Below are 13,878 nucleotides of genomic sequence, written 5' to 3'. Positions count from 1 at the left end.
TGTAATTTCCGTTTTTCAAAGGTGAAGATAAACATTTTCAGATAATGAGGAGTATTAATTGCAGAGGTAATATTATAACATTCGACAAACCTAAAATTATGGGGGTTGTAAACCTGACCCCGGATTCTTTTTTTGAGGGAAGTAGGAAGCAGACTATTGATGCTGTTGTTCAGTCGGTTGAAAAGATGTTGCAAGAAGGTGCAGATATAATTGATCTGGGAGGATTTTCGACGCGTCCCGGAGCCGGGGAAGTGGATGAAAAGACTGAAATCGACAGGCTGGTTCCGGTTGTCAGAGAATTGAACAAACGATTTTCTAAAATTGTGATGAGTGCGGACACCTTCCGGTATACAGTCGGGAGGGCTGTTTTGGATGAGGGAGTTTCTATTATCAATGATATCTCCTTTGGAGCAGAAGGAAGGTTGATCGGGTTGTGTGCCGACGAGAAAGTGCCTTATGTTTTGATGCACATGCGTGGTACTCCGACAGATATTATGAAAAACGCTGAGTATGGCAGTGTGACTGCGGAGGTGTTTTGTGAATTGCAAATGAAAACGGAGCAATTGCGACGAGAAGGACTTGTTGATGTTATCATAGATCCGGGGTTTGGGTTTAGTAAGACTTTGGAGCAGAATTATGAGTTGCTGAACGGATTGGAGTTACTCAAAAAACTGAATAGACCCTTATTTGTAGGGGTGAGTAGGAAAACTATGATTCATAAACTACTCCAGATGAATGCAGATCAAGCCCTAAATGGAACAACTGTGGTGAATACAATAGCCTTGTTAAAAGGAGCTGATATTCTTCGCGTACACGACGTAAAAGAAGCTGTCGAGGCGAGAGAGATTGTTTTGAAGCTACAGTCGTTTAATCAAACCGATAAACGGATGTCCCTTTGATAAATACTTCTTTGGCGTAGTTGTTGCCAAAAGAAACCGCTTCACTAATCGGGTTGTGCAGTATCGTGAAAGTAGCGTCCTTGTAAGGTTCTAGAGAACCTTGTTCGTTGTCTTCAAAAGCTGCCATTGCTGCCCAGATAGTCATTCCTCTCAGGGTTTGCTCCAGTGTAAGGCTTTCGTCTTTCAGGTAGCCGTCCAGTGGTTCTCCTGCCAGATTTTTTCGGTTTACAGAAGCTTCAATTGTAGCAAAGGGATTAACGTCTTCAACGGGGAAATCGGTTCCTAATGCCAGTATCCCATTTACAGAAAGCAAAGACCGGTAAGCATACGACCATTTTTCTCTTTTTTCTCCAATTCGATCTCTTACAAAGCGCATGTCTGATACGGCATGAGTAGGTTGTACAGAGGGAATGATACCGCCTTTTTTGAATAAGGGAATGTCTTCCGGTTGAACAATTTGTGCGTGTTCTATTCTCCATCTCAGGTCTTTGCTGTCGCCAATCACTTCGTTCATTGTATTCAAAACACTTCTGTTGGTGGAATCCCCGATGCAATGAACGTTCAGTTGGTAACCCATCTCTTTCGCCTGTTCGGCAATGGCTTTTATTTCCCGGATTGATTGCACGAGGAACCCATGTGTATGTGGTGCGTCCGAGTAGGGGTGGGTGAGACAGGCCCCCCGTGACCCAAGTGCTCCGTCGCCAATGATTTTAAAAGACCGTACATGCAGGTGATCTGTTTTCAATACACCTGTTGTTTTCGCAAACTCCATTTCTCTTTCATTTGGAAATAACATGGCGTAGATGGAAATTTTTAATTTCCCTTCTTCTTCCAATTCCTGAAGAAGTTCAAGATCGTTTAGACTGATCCCGGCTTCGTGGATGTTGGTGATTCCGTATTGAAGTAATTCTTCCTGCGATTCCAGTAAGGCTTCTTTTAGTTTTTCTGTTGATAATCCGGGTAAAATCGGGCGAATTAGATCAATGGCATTGTCAAGGAGTATACCGGTTAACAAGCCTTCTTCATTGATAATTATTTCTCCGCCCTCTACCGGTTGAGCAGTAATTATTCCTGCTTTCTGAAGAGCTGCGTTGTTTGCCAGTACAGCATGCCCGTCTATGCGAAAAAGAACAACAGGTTTGTCAGGAAAAATTTCATTGAGTTCACTATTGTCCGGTAATTCGTTATTGCTCCACAAGGATTGATCCCATCCTTTTCCGATGATGAAATCAGAACCGTTCTGTGCTTCAAAACGTTCCAGTCGACTGATAATTTCTGAAAGTGAACGGCTTCCGGTCAAGTCACAGTTTAATTTTTTCTGAGCGAGTCCAAAAATATGTGCGTGGGCATCATAAAAACCGGGATAGATTTCCCTTTTTTCTGCATTTAAAGTGGTGCCTCTGTACTTATTCAGTATCTCACGTTCCGGTCCCAATTCGATGATTTTCCCATTTTTGATAGCCATTGCTTCAAAAACGTCTCCGTGCAGATTGAGGCTGTAAATCTGGGCATTGTGAATAATAAGGTCAGCTTTTTCTCCTTTAAAGCAAGAAGAAACAAGGAAAAGAATACTAAAAAGAAAAGGGAACAGTAATTTCATGATACTTAGATTTCTTTGTGAAATTGTGTTGCATTGGCTTGTGCCGTTGGCATAATCAGCAGGTCATTGATCGTAACATGAGCGGGGCGGCTTACGACAAAATCCACGGTGTCAGCAATGTCCTGGGCGAAAAGAGGTGTAAAACCATTGTACACTTCTTTAGCCTGTTTTTCATCTCCCTTAAAGCGCACAAGAGAAAATTCTGTTTCTGCTGCTCCGGGAGCTATGTTGGTTACTTTTATGTTGAATGGAAGTAAGTCTATTCGCATAGATCTTGAAAGAGCGTCCACGGCGTGTTTGGTAGCACAATAGACATTCCCTGATGGATAAACTTCTTTACCGGCAATTGACCCGAGGTTGATGATATGACCACTTTCTTTTTTCTTCAGGAACGGAATGATTAATTTGGATACGTAGAGTACGCCTTTAATGTTCGTGTCAATCATTGTATCCCAGTCATTCAAATCTCCCTGATCGATAGAAGATCTTCCTGCGGCAAGTCCGGCATTATTCACCAATACATCAATAGATTCGAGTACTTTTTCGGGTAAAGTATAAATAGCATTTTGGCAGGAAATGTAATCCTGAACATCAAAAGTCAGACAATAAATTTCACCGGCTTGTCCGGAGAGTTCTTCTTTCAGTTTGTCCAGGCGTTCTTTTCGTCTTCCAGTAAGGATGAGGTTCCATCCTTTGGCTGCAAAAGTACGAGCAATTGCTTCTCCAAACCCTGCTGTTGCACCTGTAATAAAGATTGTCTTTTTCATCGTTCAGTGACTTGATTTTTATACAAAAGTAACCAGCCTGTTCCAATCAGCGCAATGACAACCGGTAATTTATATCGGATGATAGCCCCTATGACGGGAGTGATCCAGCCAATCAGAAGGCTTATCGAGAGTATGAAAATGGTGAAGCCCAGAATTGAACTTTTATGTTCTTCCTGTATTTTTCCTGTATTTTTGAATAGAGCAAACGCAATAAGAGCGTAGAGGAAAATGTTCTCGAAAATAAAATACCATTTCTCCTTTTTATCAGGAGGGTCTTTCGGAAGTGGGCGTAAAAGTGCGTTAAACAAGGCTTGTGGAATGTTTTGTATAAGTTGGAGGTGGGATTGATTGATAGGAGTGATATTTATTCGGCTACCACTGGGTTCTAAGAGGTGAAAAATGTACAATTTTGTCGAGTCTGGAACCAATTGTACTTCACGGGGGATCTCTCCGTCCCGCCTTGTTTCTCCAACCGTAGGTTCGTTCAGGTAACCATAGCGATTACTATGTTCGATAAAAAAAGTGAATTTGTGTTCTTCGGTTTTGGGAACTCTGACCATTCCACTGTCTGTAAGAATCCATATTCCTCCCTCTGTCAGATTTAGAAAATTATGTTGTTTTTTCGAAATCATAAAGGTTAAATTACGAGGAAGTAAAAGTGTAGCAGCCCATCCGAGGATAGCAATGAGTAGAACGGTTCCTAAGGCATAAAAAAGTTTTCGCTTAGTACTGATCTCATATATGAATTTTGCAATTACAGCAGGAATCAAACAAAGTAATACATATGGCTTAATTGCAAGCAGGAAGAGTACACCGGTTAATAGTGTTCCCCATCTTTGTTTTGTGTTTTCTCCTTTCTCCAGCCACCCGTAAAGAAACAATCCGAACCCTAAAATCATGTAGGGCTCTTTTAGTATAGCTGACGTCCAGAGTATAAAAGAAGGAAGGAGAAAAAATAGTCCCTCGAAGAATAGCGAATGCTGCCGGATGATTGCTCGGAATGCCTGATAGGCTCCGTTCAGTCCGATGATGGAAATAAAGTTGACCAGAATCAGATTCGCATAGTCATTGCCGAAAGAGAATAACTGCAAAACACTGTTGAAGCGCATCAGATTTTTTGAATCATTGAATACATTATCCGGTTGTTGTGTCCAGTGAATCGTTTCACGTAGATAACTATAGATAATTTCCTGATTTTCCCCTATTCCTGTCAATAGTCTGAAATAATCTCCGGGATGCGTGTAAAATACACTCGCAAGAATTTTTGATTCTCTCAGAAAAACCGGTGAGTCACCAAGGTACGCAATGTCGGAGTGGAACAGAAATAGTGAAGCAATTGTATGAAGTGTAAAAAAAAGAGGGATAGACCATCCGTTCAGAAACGGAGATTTCATCCATTTCCAGTTTTTCAGTAGAAGAATCAGAACCGAGAAATATGCGAAAGGTATCAGATATTCCATAGGTAGTTAATTACCTGTTTACTAAGTTTGATGCGAATATACGTAATAACCTTGAAACGGACTTCCGTTAGCGTTTATCAGGAAGTTATAAGATCATCGTTGAATTCTTGTTAAAAACCTGTCGGGGTAGGGGTGTTTTATGCGAAGGGTTTAAAGAATTATTACTATTTTTGTCACGCATTTAAAAGAATTATGGAAAGCACAACAAATCAAGCATTAGCGACTGTTGAACAAGCAGTAGAACTGGGGTTGCGACCTGAAGAGTTTGAAATGATAAAGGAAATTCTGGGGAGAACACCGAATTTTACTGAAACAAGTGTTTACTCTGTGATGTGGTCAGAGCACTGTTCGTACAAGAATTCAATCTACTGGTTGAAGCAGCTGCCTAAAGACGGCCCCCACCTTTTGGTGAAAGCAGGTGAGGAGAATGCCGGACTTGTAGATATCGGGGATGGTCTTGGTTGTGCTTTTAAGATAGAGTCTCATAATCACCCTTCAGCGATTGAACCCTACCAGGGAGCAGCAACAGGTGTCGGAGGAATTAACCGTGATATTTTCACCATGGGAGCACGCCCGATCGCACAGTTGAACTCACTTCGTTTTGGTGATATTCATGAAGACCGTACAAAATGGTTGGTGAAAGGTGTTGTAAAAGGAATTGGTGATTACGGAAATGCTTTTGGTATTCCGATTGTAGGCGGAGAGGTATTCTTCGATAAATCATACAATCAGAATCCATTGGTAAATGCTTTCTCTGCTGGTATTGTAGAAGCAGGAAAAATGATTTCAGCGAAAGCAAAAGGACCAGGTAATCCGGTTTATATTGTTGGTTCGGCAACCGGAAAAGACGGAATTGCAGGAGCGGCATTTGCATCGAAAGATATTACAGAAGAGTCAGCAGAAGATTTACCATCAGTACAGGTGGGAGATCCCTTCCAGGAGAAACTATTGTTGGAAGCTACAATGGAGTTAGCTAAAACGGACGCCGTTGTTGGTATGCAGGATATGGGAGCTGCCGGAATAACCTGCTCTACTTGTGAGATGAGTGCCGGAGGTGGTGTGGGAATGGATATTCACCTGGATCGCGTTCCGACACGTCAGGAAAATATGCTTCCTTTTGAGATTCTGTTGTCTGAGTCGCAAGAGCGTATGCTTGTTGTGGTTCAAAAAGGAAAAGAACAAATCGTTAAAGATATATTTGATAAGTGGGATTTGCATGCTGAGGAGATTGGTGTGGTTACTGAATCCGGTCGTGTACGCTATTTCATGAACGATGAGCTTGTAGGAGATGTTCCTGCGGAATCATTAGTTCTTGGTGGAGGTGCACCTGTATACCAGAGAGAGTATAAGGAACCTGCTTATTTCGAAGAGTACAAGAAGTTTTCTATCGATGATGTACCGGAGCCGGAAGATTTGAAGCAGGTTGCGATGCATTTGTTGGGCAATCCGAATATTGCTTCTAAGCGTTGGGTTTACGAACAGTATGATTCAATGGTTGGAACACGTACAATGACAACCAATCGTCCTTCGGATGCCGGAATTGTTAACGTGAAAGGTACGGATAAAGCTTTGGCGATGACAGTTGACTGTAATTCCCGATATGTACATGCAGATCCGGAAACAGGAACAGCTATTGCAGTATCAGAGGCTGCACGTAATATTGTTTGTTCTGGAGGTATTCCAAGTGCAATAACGAATTGTCTGAACTTTGGAAATCCGTACAATCCCGAGTCCTACTGGCAGTTTGTTGGTGCGATTAAAGGTATGTCGAAGGCTTGTTTGAAGTTTGAGACACCGGTTACAGGAGGAAACGTTTCTTTCTATAATCAGTCAGTTATTGGAGGTAAAGAAGTTCCGGTGTTCCCTACACCGACTATCGGAATGTTGGGAATTGTTCCTGATAAGACGAAAGTTATGACACTTGACTTTAAGTCAAAAGGAGATTTGGTCTTTATTCTTGGAGAAACAGTAAATGATATTGCTTCTTCTGAATACCTTGCTTCTTTCCATAAAATTGAAGCTTCTCCGGCTCCTCATTTTGACCTGGAAAAAGAATTCGAACTTCAGGAGGCTGTAAAAGGATTGATTCAGGGAGAATTAGTAAACGCAGTACATGATTGTGCAGACGGAGGTTTGTTTGTAACACTTGTGGAAATGTCAATGCCAAGAGGTCTAGGGTTTGATATTGTAACGGATTCTGAAATACGTGAAGATGCCTTCCTTTTCGGGGAAGCTCAGTCGAGAGTTGTCGTTTCTGTTTCGGAAGATCAGGAAAGTGAATTTATTGAATTCATGATTCAGAGTAAAGTACCTTATTTATTATTAGGACACGTTACAAAAGGTAAGATGGTCGTGGATGATGAGCATTACGGATTTATTCACGAAGTAAAAGATATTTATGATAACGCCTTAGGATTACAGCTTGAGTCCTGATGAATCGTATAACATTTGAAAAGCCACCGAAAGAGGTGGCTTTTCTGTTTCTAAAGAAAAGATGGAAAATAAGAAGATTGCAATTATAGGAACAGGAAATCTGGGAAGAGCACTGGTAAATGGATTACTGGATAATCAGACAGTAGCCCCGGGAGATTTGTTTGTAACGCGAAGAAATAGTGCTTCATTGCAGGATCTTGCGGATAAAGGACTTACTGTTTCTTCGGATAATAAAGCGGTGGCGAAACAGTCTGATGTACTGATCCTTGCCGTCAAGCCCTACAATATACAACAGGTACTGGAAGATTTACAGGACGTACTTACCGAAAATCATATTATCATATCTGTGGCTACCGGTGTGACCTTAGCTGAATTAAAAGATTTTTCAGGGGGAAAACCCAGGGTGGCTCGTGCTATGCCGAATATTGGGGCAGAGGTACAGGCTTCTCTTACTTGTTTGACATTAGATGAGTTGAATGAGGATCAAAAGATTTTTGTCGATAAAATATTCCACGTATTAGGAGAAAATGTACACATTCCAGAAAACCTTATGGAAGCGGCGACTATCCTGGGAGCTTGTGGTATTGCCTTTGTCTTGCGATTTATGCGTGCCATGGTGCAGGGGGGAGTACAGATTGGGTTTGATTCCAAAACAGCGAATCAGATCGTTAATCATACCGTTTATGGAGCGGCAAGGTTAATTATGGAAAATAATTATCATCCTGAGGCGGCGATTGATTTGGTAACTACACCAAAAGGTTGTACTATTGAGGGGCTGAATGAAATGGAACACTCCGGATTTAGTAGCAGTCTCATAAAAGGTATTGTAGCTTCCTACAAAAATATTGAACGAAATTAATACAGCGTGAAACACTGGCTAAAGAAACATTTTTCTATCCTGAAGGTGAGAAACCGGTTTAATGCAGCGACACAGGTTGCACAACGAACCCTGTATCTGAATCACAGATCAGCGATAGCCAAAGGCGAGTATGTAGCCTTAAAAGATACCGGATTCAGAGCTTTTTCCCAGTTCGAGGAAGATGGACTTCTACTGTATATCTTTGCTGCTATAGGGATGACAAACAAAACATTCATTGAAATCGGGTCAGATGATGGAATCAATAGTAATTGTGCAAATCTGGCTTTGAATTTCGGTTGGCATGGCGTTTTTATAGACGGGAATTCCAAAGCAATAGAAAGAGGGAATCACTTTTACGGTAAATATCCGCACCCATGGGGCTCCAAACCGGTATTCGTTTGTGCAAAAGTGCAACGTGAAAATATTAATCAACTGGTTGAAAAAGCAGGACTTGAAGGTGAGATCGGATTATTGTCTGTTGATATTGACGGGAATGATTATTGGGTCTGGGATGCATTGGAAGTCGTACAACCTCAGGTTGTTGTGATTGAAACTCATGTTGAGTTTGGGATGAGAAATATTGTTGTTCCCTACGATAAAGAATATGTGTATCCGGGAAAACATCCTGTCTATCATGGCGCTTCTCCGGTTGCAATGGTGAGTCTGGCACGTAAGAAGGGGTATCGGCTTGTAGGAGCCAATGAATTAGGCTTCAATTTTATTTTTGTAAAAAACGGTTTAGCAGAGGAAGCACTTCCTGAAGTTTCTGTAGAATCGGTGTTGACGCACTTCTCATTGGAGGAGTGTTATAAACGTTTTGATGAGGTGAAAGATTATGAGTTTATTGAGGGGTAACTACACCTTGGGGTCAGAATCATATTGGTATTCCTGTTGAAGGGATTCCGGTGTTATTCTTGCTCGTATTCTACTGAGAGAAATCGGAGAGATGCCTATGAAACCTGCAATATCTTTTAACGGGACGCGCTGCAGAAGTTCTTTATCGTGTACTAATAAATCTGTATAACGTTCTTCCGGAGTCATAAACAACAAATCCGTAAGTCTTTTTTGTGTGCGAATAGCATTGTATTCAGTAATAGAGCGAGCCCAGTTACAGATAGAAATATGGTCTGCGTATAATTTTTTCATCTTATCCAGATCAATTTCATAAAGTATGCAATCTTCCAGTAACTGATACTTTTCATATCCTTTTTGTGCGAAGTAATACCCATATCCTGAGCTGACAATATCTTTTTCTCTTGCAAATTCAAATGTGATTTCTTTCTCTCCTTTGTGCACAAAAGAGCGGATTATCCCCTTTTTGATCAGATATGCTTTTGTAATGCCTTCTTTCTGATTCATGAGCGTATCACCCTTGGGTAATTGTATTTCTTTTAACGTAGTTTTTATACGTTTGTAATCATCGTCAACCAGTAAGTGGGAGAGAGGGAGATCAGTTGAGTGAAAGTTTTTCATAAGACTGTATATCGCATTACCAATTCTCGGTGACCTGTAGGTTCATCTACTTTTTCATTGATTACCTGAAAATCTTGTTTTTTATAAAAAGCAACGGAATTTTCATTTTTTGAGTAAACACCCAATTCTAACACTGGAAATAAGTTTTTTGCGAATTTCATTAACTCTTTCCCAATTCCTTTTCCCTGTTCTTTAGGAGAAACAAACAGTGCTGCTATGTAATTATCTACTAACGAAAGAAATCCTTTAACTTCTTCCGCCTGGCTGTAAACATAAGTCTTACTGGAAGGGAGATAAATATCCCGCATATCATTTACTTTTTCCTTCCAGTATTCTGCGGGGATAAAGTCGTGTGCAATGATGGATGCTTCCAGCCAGATGGTTAGTACTTGCTTTTCATCTCCTTTTTCAAATGGTCTGATAATCATGATGCTGTTTTTTTACAAAACTAGGTGGAGATTATCAAATTCTGCTTTACAAATGTTAAGATCGGCAGGAGTGCCCTAAAAGTTATTCCAAATGCCTTTTTCCTAAGAAGTGAATAATGGCATACAGAATAAGTATGGCTACCGGAAATGTAATATAGAAAGGGACTCCTAATGCGCCGGGAATAATTCCGACAAATAAAGCAACGGCTCCTACTGTAAGTGCATAAGGCATTTGGGTTCGTACATGGCTGATATGATTACAGGAAGAAGCGAGGCTGGATAGAATGGTGGTGTCGGAAATTGGTGAACAGTGATCACCTAAGACTGACCCGGCTAACACCGAAGCTACAGTATTGTAAAGAAGTGCCATGCCGTCGAATCCGACAGCTTCCTGTCCCATAGCAAAAGCAGTAGGAATCATAATCGGGTAAACGAGTGCCATGGTTGACCAGGAAGACCCTGTAGAGAATGCAATAACCGCTGACAGAACAAAGGTAATTCCAGGGACCAGCCAGGGAGCAAAAGTGCTTCCAAATGCATCTTTTATAACATCAGCAGTGCGTAAGTCTGCGGTTACGTGTGCAAGTGACCAGGCAAGAACCAGTATAGCAATGGCCGGGATCATGGTTTTTATTCCGGAAATAACTACGTCCATAGTATCCCGGAGGTTCATTATTTTTTGCGCTGTGGTCAAAAGAATAGCCAGGGAAAGTCCTACCAGCGATGACCAAAGTAATGCCTCATACGAATTTGCTTCTCCGATTATTAATCCGGTTCGTTGAACAAATGAAAGTGATGTTTCCTGATGCGTTTCCAGTGCGTGAAAAAATCCGTTCCCCAGGCTTATTCCTGATTCGATAAATGTTGTTTTCCAGGATAGCATTCCTGTGTATATAAGTCCGCCAATCGTTCCAAGAACAACAACCATAATAGGAATGACAGCATTAAACGAACGTATTTTATTTTCGTCAGCAGGTTCAAACTCTTCCGTATCTAACGCATCCGGGTTCGCTTCATTGGTTGGTGATTGTACTCCGTTTTCGATAGCTTCCCTTTCTGCATGATACATCGGACCGAAGTCTTTTCGTTTCCATATTAACATAAACATGAAAATGAGTGTTAGTATCGGATAGAAAGAGTAGGTGAGTGAGTTCATGAATATGGAGTAGGCTCCTTCAGTTATTAGTACTTCATTCTCATTGATTTTATCAATTCCTGACGTAATATAACCTAATTCGGCACCAATCCATGTCGTTACAAAAGCTACCGCAGCTATTGGTGCTGCTGTTGAGTCTACGATGTAAGCCAGTTTTTCACGCGAAATTCTTAATTTGTCTGTTACAGAGCGCATCGTGTTACCGACAACAAGGGTATTAGCGTAATCATCAAAGAAAATTGCAATTCCAAGAAAGTAAGTGGATAGCATTCCCGATCTTCGGGTTCGAGCGTATTTTACAATTCTGTTGACAACGCCTTTCATTCCTCCGTTTTTCGAAATGACGGCTACTAAAGCACCGATAAGTAAAGAAAAGAGGATCACAGAAAGGTGATCGCTGTCAGCCAGGGCAGTTAAAATATAGTGATCAAGCACTTTAAGAAATGCGCTGAATATGCCGGATAGCCCATCCGTGTAAAACCCCAATGTTGCTGCTCCAATAAAAATTCCGGCAAACAGCGAAATGATTACTTCCTTAATCAGTAAAGCCAAAGCAATTGCAATCAGGGGAGGAATAACAGCCCACCAACCGGGGATGACAGAGGGTTCAGAGTTATGTTGAAACTTCGAAAAGTCCTCTTTTTTTCCGGGATGAAACGTATATGTAATAAATGAACTTCCATCTACCGTCGTTTCCACCGCATAGGTTTGATCTCCAATGACAAGCAAACTATCGGAAGTTGTTACCGGAAGACGAGTTTCTACTCCTCCAATAACGGTTTGGGGAAATTCAATTGTATTCTGACCAAAGGTCGTACCTACTACCAATACAAAAAGAAGGGTAAAAAATCCTCTCAAAGCAGTTCTTTTTTGATTCCGGTGCAAGATAAAAAGAATGCTATAAACTCCTGTTTGCCTGCAGCTCTTTTTTTACTGTGCTGTTAATCCTGAGTAAGAACGATCGTAGAACGCATTCCCTTTCTTCTTTTCAGAGTGTTGATATAATCGTATGCCAGTTTCGTTCCATGTTCCAGGGCAGCGCGTTCAGCCATTGCTATAGCTTCATCCAGTTTTCCCTGACCTTCATACACAAGTGCCATATTGTATTTGGAACGTCCTGCAACTTTGTTTTTAGGACTGTTAATACTAATTTCCAATTGTCTTTCCGCTAAACTCCAGTTTCCACTTCGGATTAGAGGTTTTGCATGACGAAGTGTACGACTTCCTTTGTTGTAGAATCTGCGGCTCACCCAAATCCAGTTTGAATAAAAGAGGCTTCCCATTCTATAACCGATACTATATCCGAGGTGTCCGTACAATTCTCTTTTGCGTACCACGTCATTCAGCATTCCGATCGGATTTAAACCACCCGTTATGGGCATATTGTACACTTCGTATACATCCAGTCGATCGACATGTTCGTGTGTCCCGGCGATATATAGATTGATATAAGCCCATCCTTTCAGGGGGTGATTGGTCTGACCTGTGGCATTGGCAAGAACAGTACCTCCTATCGGAGCCTGAGAGTCAAAATGTTCAATTTCAACGATGGCATGCGTTCCTTTTACAGCACATAAAGAATCAACCCTTTGCCAGTTAATTGTCTCGTTGTTGCGCAAGGAAATTGGTTCGCCGGCAATTGCTTTCAGGTAGCGTGAATCATCAAGTGAACGAATGAATCCGGTTACACTTTGTTCTGATGCCATGACATTTCCATTGTATTGTTGACCCTGCAGCACTTGTGCCAAAAGTTTGTCCGGGCTGTTGTCGTCTGTAACGTTGTTAACAACGAGAATTTTTCGGGTACTATCGTTCAGTAAAATCGGAGGAGGTGTCAAAACTGATATTCTGAATGATGTTTTACAGGCTGTAGTTACAAGGATTAATGTGATAATGACAGATACGTGTAGAAATCTTTTCATAGTTCTTGTTTTGGGTATATCAGTTGCATAACAAATACTGAGCCAAAAAAAATCCCGGTCGAAACCGGGACTGATTTTTTAGTTGACAATCTCGTCGTATCGGGCTTTGAATTCTTCGTTGTCTTCCAGCCACTTGTATCCTTTATTCATTAATTCTTTAGCAATTTCCGGTCTTCTGGAGTCCACATAACATTCTGCTGTTTCCGAAAGAGCCAGTGCCAACATTTTATAATCAGCTTCTACCCAATCTTCAACAGAAGTAATTCCATCTAGTAATTTGTCGGCCTCTTTCCATTCTGTTGTTGCTCCTGACTTGTCTCCTTTTCTGTATTTACAAGCGCCAAGAAGGTATTTAGATCCTACGTCATTGGCATCTACTTTCGGAACTTTAATAACCCAGCTATATGCTTTACTATAGTTGTCTGTTGAGATTTCATTCTCAATTACTTCATATAAACTAAGTTTGAACTCTGAAAAGAAGTCTCTGTACTGACTGTAAATAGAACCGTCTTTATCTTTACGCTGTAATTTACCGATCGCTGTAATAGCATCTTTATAAGCATTTTTGTACTTATCCTGAGATGTATACTCCGCATCCTTAGACATGGCGTAAAGACCTTTAGCCAACCAGTAGTAAGGAACAGGGTCATTTTTCGTTTTGTCCTTTATAGTATAACTCTCAGCTGTTTTGACAAGTTTGTCATAGTCTCCGTCAGCATACATAACTAACAGTTCCTCGTACTCTTGTGCAAATGAGGAAGCCCCCATTAATAACATTGTAGTAAAAAGCAATAATTTTCTCATAGCTATACGTTTTTCTTAGTTTTTGTCCAACAACTATGCCGAAAGTAATGAGAATTTGACGATTAACAAATTTTTAA

12 protein-coding genes are annotated in these 13,878 nt (G+C 40.9%); 4 read left to right on the top strand and 8 right to left on the bottom strand.

Features of this window, described 5'->3' with window-relative positions; translation table 11 throughout:
- Nucleotides 1-44 precede the first annotated feature (44 nt).
- Nucleotides 45-899 carry a dihydropteroate synthase gene (gene folP, locus ABDZ97_RS07750; RefSeq protein ID WP_343786213.1) on the top strand — a complete coding sequence of 285 codons (855 nt, stop codon included), beginning with the start codon at nt 45-47 and terminating at the stop codon, nt 897-899.
- Here folP and ABDZ97_RS07745 read toward each other — a convergent pair.
- The 3 genes from ABDZ97_RS07745 to ABDZ97_RS07735 are packed head-to-tail and all read right to left on the bottom strand — an operon-like array spanning nt 868 to nt 4,726.
- Nucleotides 868-2,499, bottom strand: coding sequence for an amidohydrolase (locus tag ABDZ97_RS07745; RefSeq protein ID WP_343786211.1), 1,632 nt, complete (start codon nt 2,497-2,499; stop codon nt 868-870). The genes folP and ABDZ97_RS07745 overlap by 32 nt on opposite strands.
- A gap of 5 nt (nt 2,500-2,504) precedes the next feature.
- On the bottom strand, nt 2,505-3,266 hold the full coding sequence (locus ABDZ97_RS07740; protein ID WP_343786210.1) for an SDR family NAD(P)-dependent oxidoreductase: 762 nt from the start codon (nt 3,264-3,266) through the stop codon (nt 2,505-2,507).
- On the bottom strand, nt 3,263-4,726 hold the full coding sequence (locus ABDZ97_RS07735; RefSeq protein WP_343786208.1) for a hypothetical protein: 1,464 nt from the start codon (nt 4,724-4,726) through the stop codon (nt 3,263-3,265). The genes ABDZ97_RS07740 and ABDZ97_RS07735 overlap by 4 nt, the downstream gene beginning before the upstream one ends.
- Before the next feature lie 192 nt (nt 4,727-4,918).
- On the opposite strand from ABDZ97_RS07735, the gene purL reads away from it, so the two are divergent.
- The 3 genes from purL to ABDZ97_RS07720 all read left to right on the top strand — a co-directional run bounded on the left by purL (nt 4,919) and on the right by ABDZ97_RS07720 (nt 8,873).
- The gene (gene purL / locus ABDZ97_RS07730) at nt 4,919-7,159 is read left to right on the top strand and encodes a phosphoribosylformylglycinamidine synthase subunit PurL (RefSeq protein ID WP_343786206.1); all 2,241 of its coding nucleotides are present in this window, start codon (nt 4,919-4,921) and stop codon (nt 7,157-7,159) included.
- A gap of 61 nt (nt 7,160-7,220) precedes the next feature.
- Complete coding sequence (gene proC / locus ABDZ97_RS07725; RefSeq protein WP_343786204.1) at nt 7,221-8,018, top strand: pyrroline-5-carboxylate reductase; 798 nt, start codon at nt 7,221-7,223, stop codon at nt 8,016-8,018.
- 6 nt (nt 8,019-8,024) lie between these two features.
- Nucleotides 8,025-8,873 carry a hypothetical protein gene (locus ABDZ97_RS07720; RefSeq protein ID WP_343786201.1) on the top strand — a complete coding sequence of 283 codons (849 nt, stop codon included), beginning with the start codon at nt 8,025-8,027 and terminating at the stop codon, nt 8,871-8,873.
- Here the strand turns inward: ABDZ97_RS07720 and ABDZ97_RS07715 are convergent, their stop codons facing one another.
- From ABDZ97_RS07715 to ABDZ97_RS07695, 5 genes are all read right to left on the bottom strand, one after another.
- Nucleotides 8,874-9,491 (bottom strand): Crp/Fnr family transcriptional regulator, encoded by a 618-nt coding sequence (locus tag ABDZ97_RS07715; protein WP_343786199.1) that lies wholly within the window; start codon nt 9,489-9,491, stop codon nt 8,874-8,876. It abuts the gene before it with no gap.
- The gene (locus ABDZ97_RS07710; protein WP_343786197.1) at nt 9,488-9,919 is read right to left on the bottom strand and encodes an N-acetyltransferase; all 432 of its coding nucleotides are present in this window, start codon (nt 9,917-9,919) and stop codon (nt 9,488-9,490) included. The genes ABDZ97_RS07715 and ABDZ97_RS07710 overlap by 4 nt, the downstream gene beginning before the upstream one ends.
- An 82-nt stretch (nt 9,920-10,001) precedes the next feature.
- Nucleotides 10,002-11,933: a Na+/H+ antiporter NhaC family protein gene (locus tag ABDZ97_RS07705; protein WP_343786195.1), complete on the bottom strand. Its 1,932-nt coding sequence runs from the start codon at nt 11,931-11,933 to the stop codon at nt 10,002-10,004.
- Between the two features lie 83 nt (nt 11,934-12,016).
- Nucleotides 12,017-12,997, bottom strand: coding sequence for a DUF6340 family protein (locus tag ABDZ97_RS07700; RefSeq protein ID WP_343786193.1), 981 nt, complete (start codon nt 12,995-12,997; stop codon nt 12,017-12,019).
- Between the two features lie 78 nt (nt 12,998-13,075).
- A complete protein-coding gene (locus ABDZ97_RS07695; protein WP_343786191.1) occupies nt 13,076-13,801 on the bottom strand; it encodes a hypothetical protein in 726 nt (241 codons plus the stop codon).
- Nucleotides 13,802-13,878 lie beyond the last annotated feature (77 nt).

The sequence above is a fragment of the Wandonia haliotis genome (assembly GCF_039523435.1).
Taxonomy (GTDB): domain Bacteria; phylum Bacteroidota; class Bacteroidia; order Flavobacteriales_D; family Crocinitomicaceae; genus Wandonia; species Wandonia haliotis.
This window is presented reverse-complemented; position numbering and strand designations above follow the sequence as displayed.

Excerpts from the sequence above, each read along its gene's own strand:
- ABDZ97_RS07710 (WP_343786197.1), bottom strand. The coding sequence starts at position 9,919 with ATGATTATCAGACCATTTGAAAAAGGAGATGAAAAGCAAGTACTAACC.
- ABDZ97_RS07745 (WP_343786211.1), bottom strand. The coding sequence starts at position 2,499 with ATGAAATTACTGTTCCCTTTTCTTTTTAGTATTCTTTTCCTTGTTTCT.
- folP (WP_343786213.1), top strand. The coding sequence starts at position 45 with ATGAGGAGTATTAATTGCAGAGGTAATATTATAACATTCGACAAACCT.
- ABDZ97_RS07715 (WP_343786199.1), bottom strand. The coding sequence starts at position 9,491 with ATGAAAAACTTTCACTCAACTGATCTCCCTCTCTCCCACTTACTGGTT.
- ABDZ97_RS07695 (WP_343786191.1), bottom strand. The coding sequence starts at position 13,801 with ATGAGAAAATTATTGCTTTTTACTACAATGTTATTAATGGGGGCTTCC.
- ABDZ97_RS07700 (WP_343786193.1), bottom strand. The coding sequence starts at position 12,997 with ATGAAAAGATTTCTACACGTATCTGTCATTATCACATTAATCCTTGTA.
- ABDZ97_RS07740 (WP_343786210.1), bottom strand. The coding sequence starts at position 3,266 with ATGAAAAAGACAATCTTTATTACAGGTGCAACAGCAGGGTTTGGAGAA.
- purL (WP_343786206.1), top strand. The coding sequence starts at position 4,919 with ATGGAAAGCACAACAAATCAAGCATTAGCGACTGTTGAACAAGCAGTA.
- ABDZ97_RS07735 (WP_343786208.1), bottom strand. The coding sequence starts at position 4,726 with ATGGAATATCTGATACCTTTCGCATATTTCTCGGTTCTGATTCTTCTA.
- proC (WP_343786204.1), top strand. The coding sequence starts at position 7,221 with ATGGAAAATAAGAAGATTGCAATTATAGGAACAGGAAATCTGGGAAGA.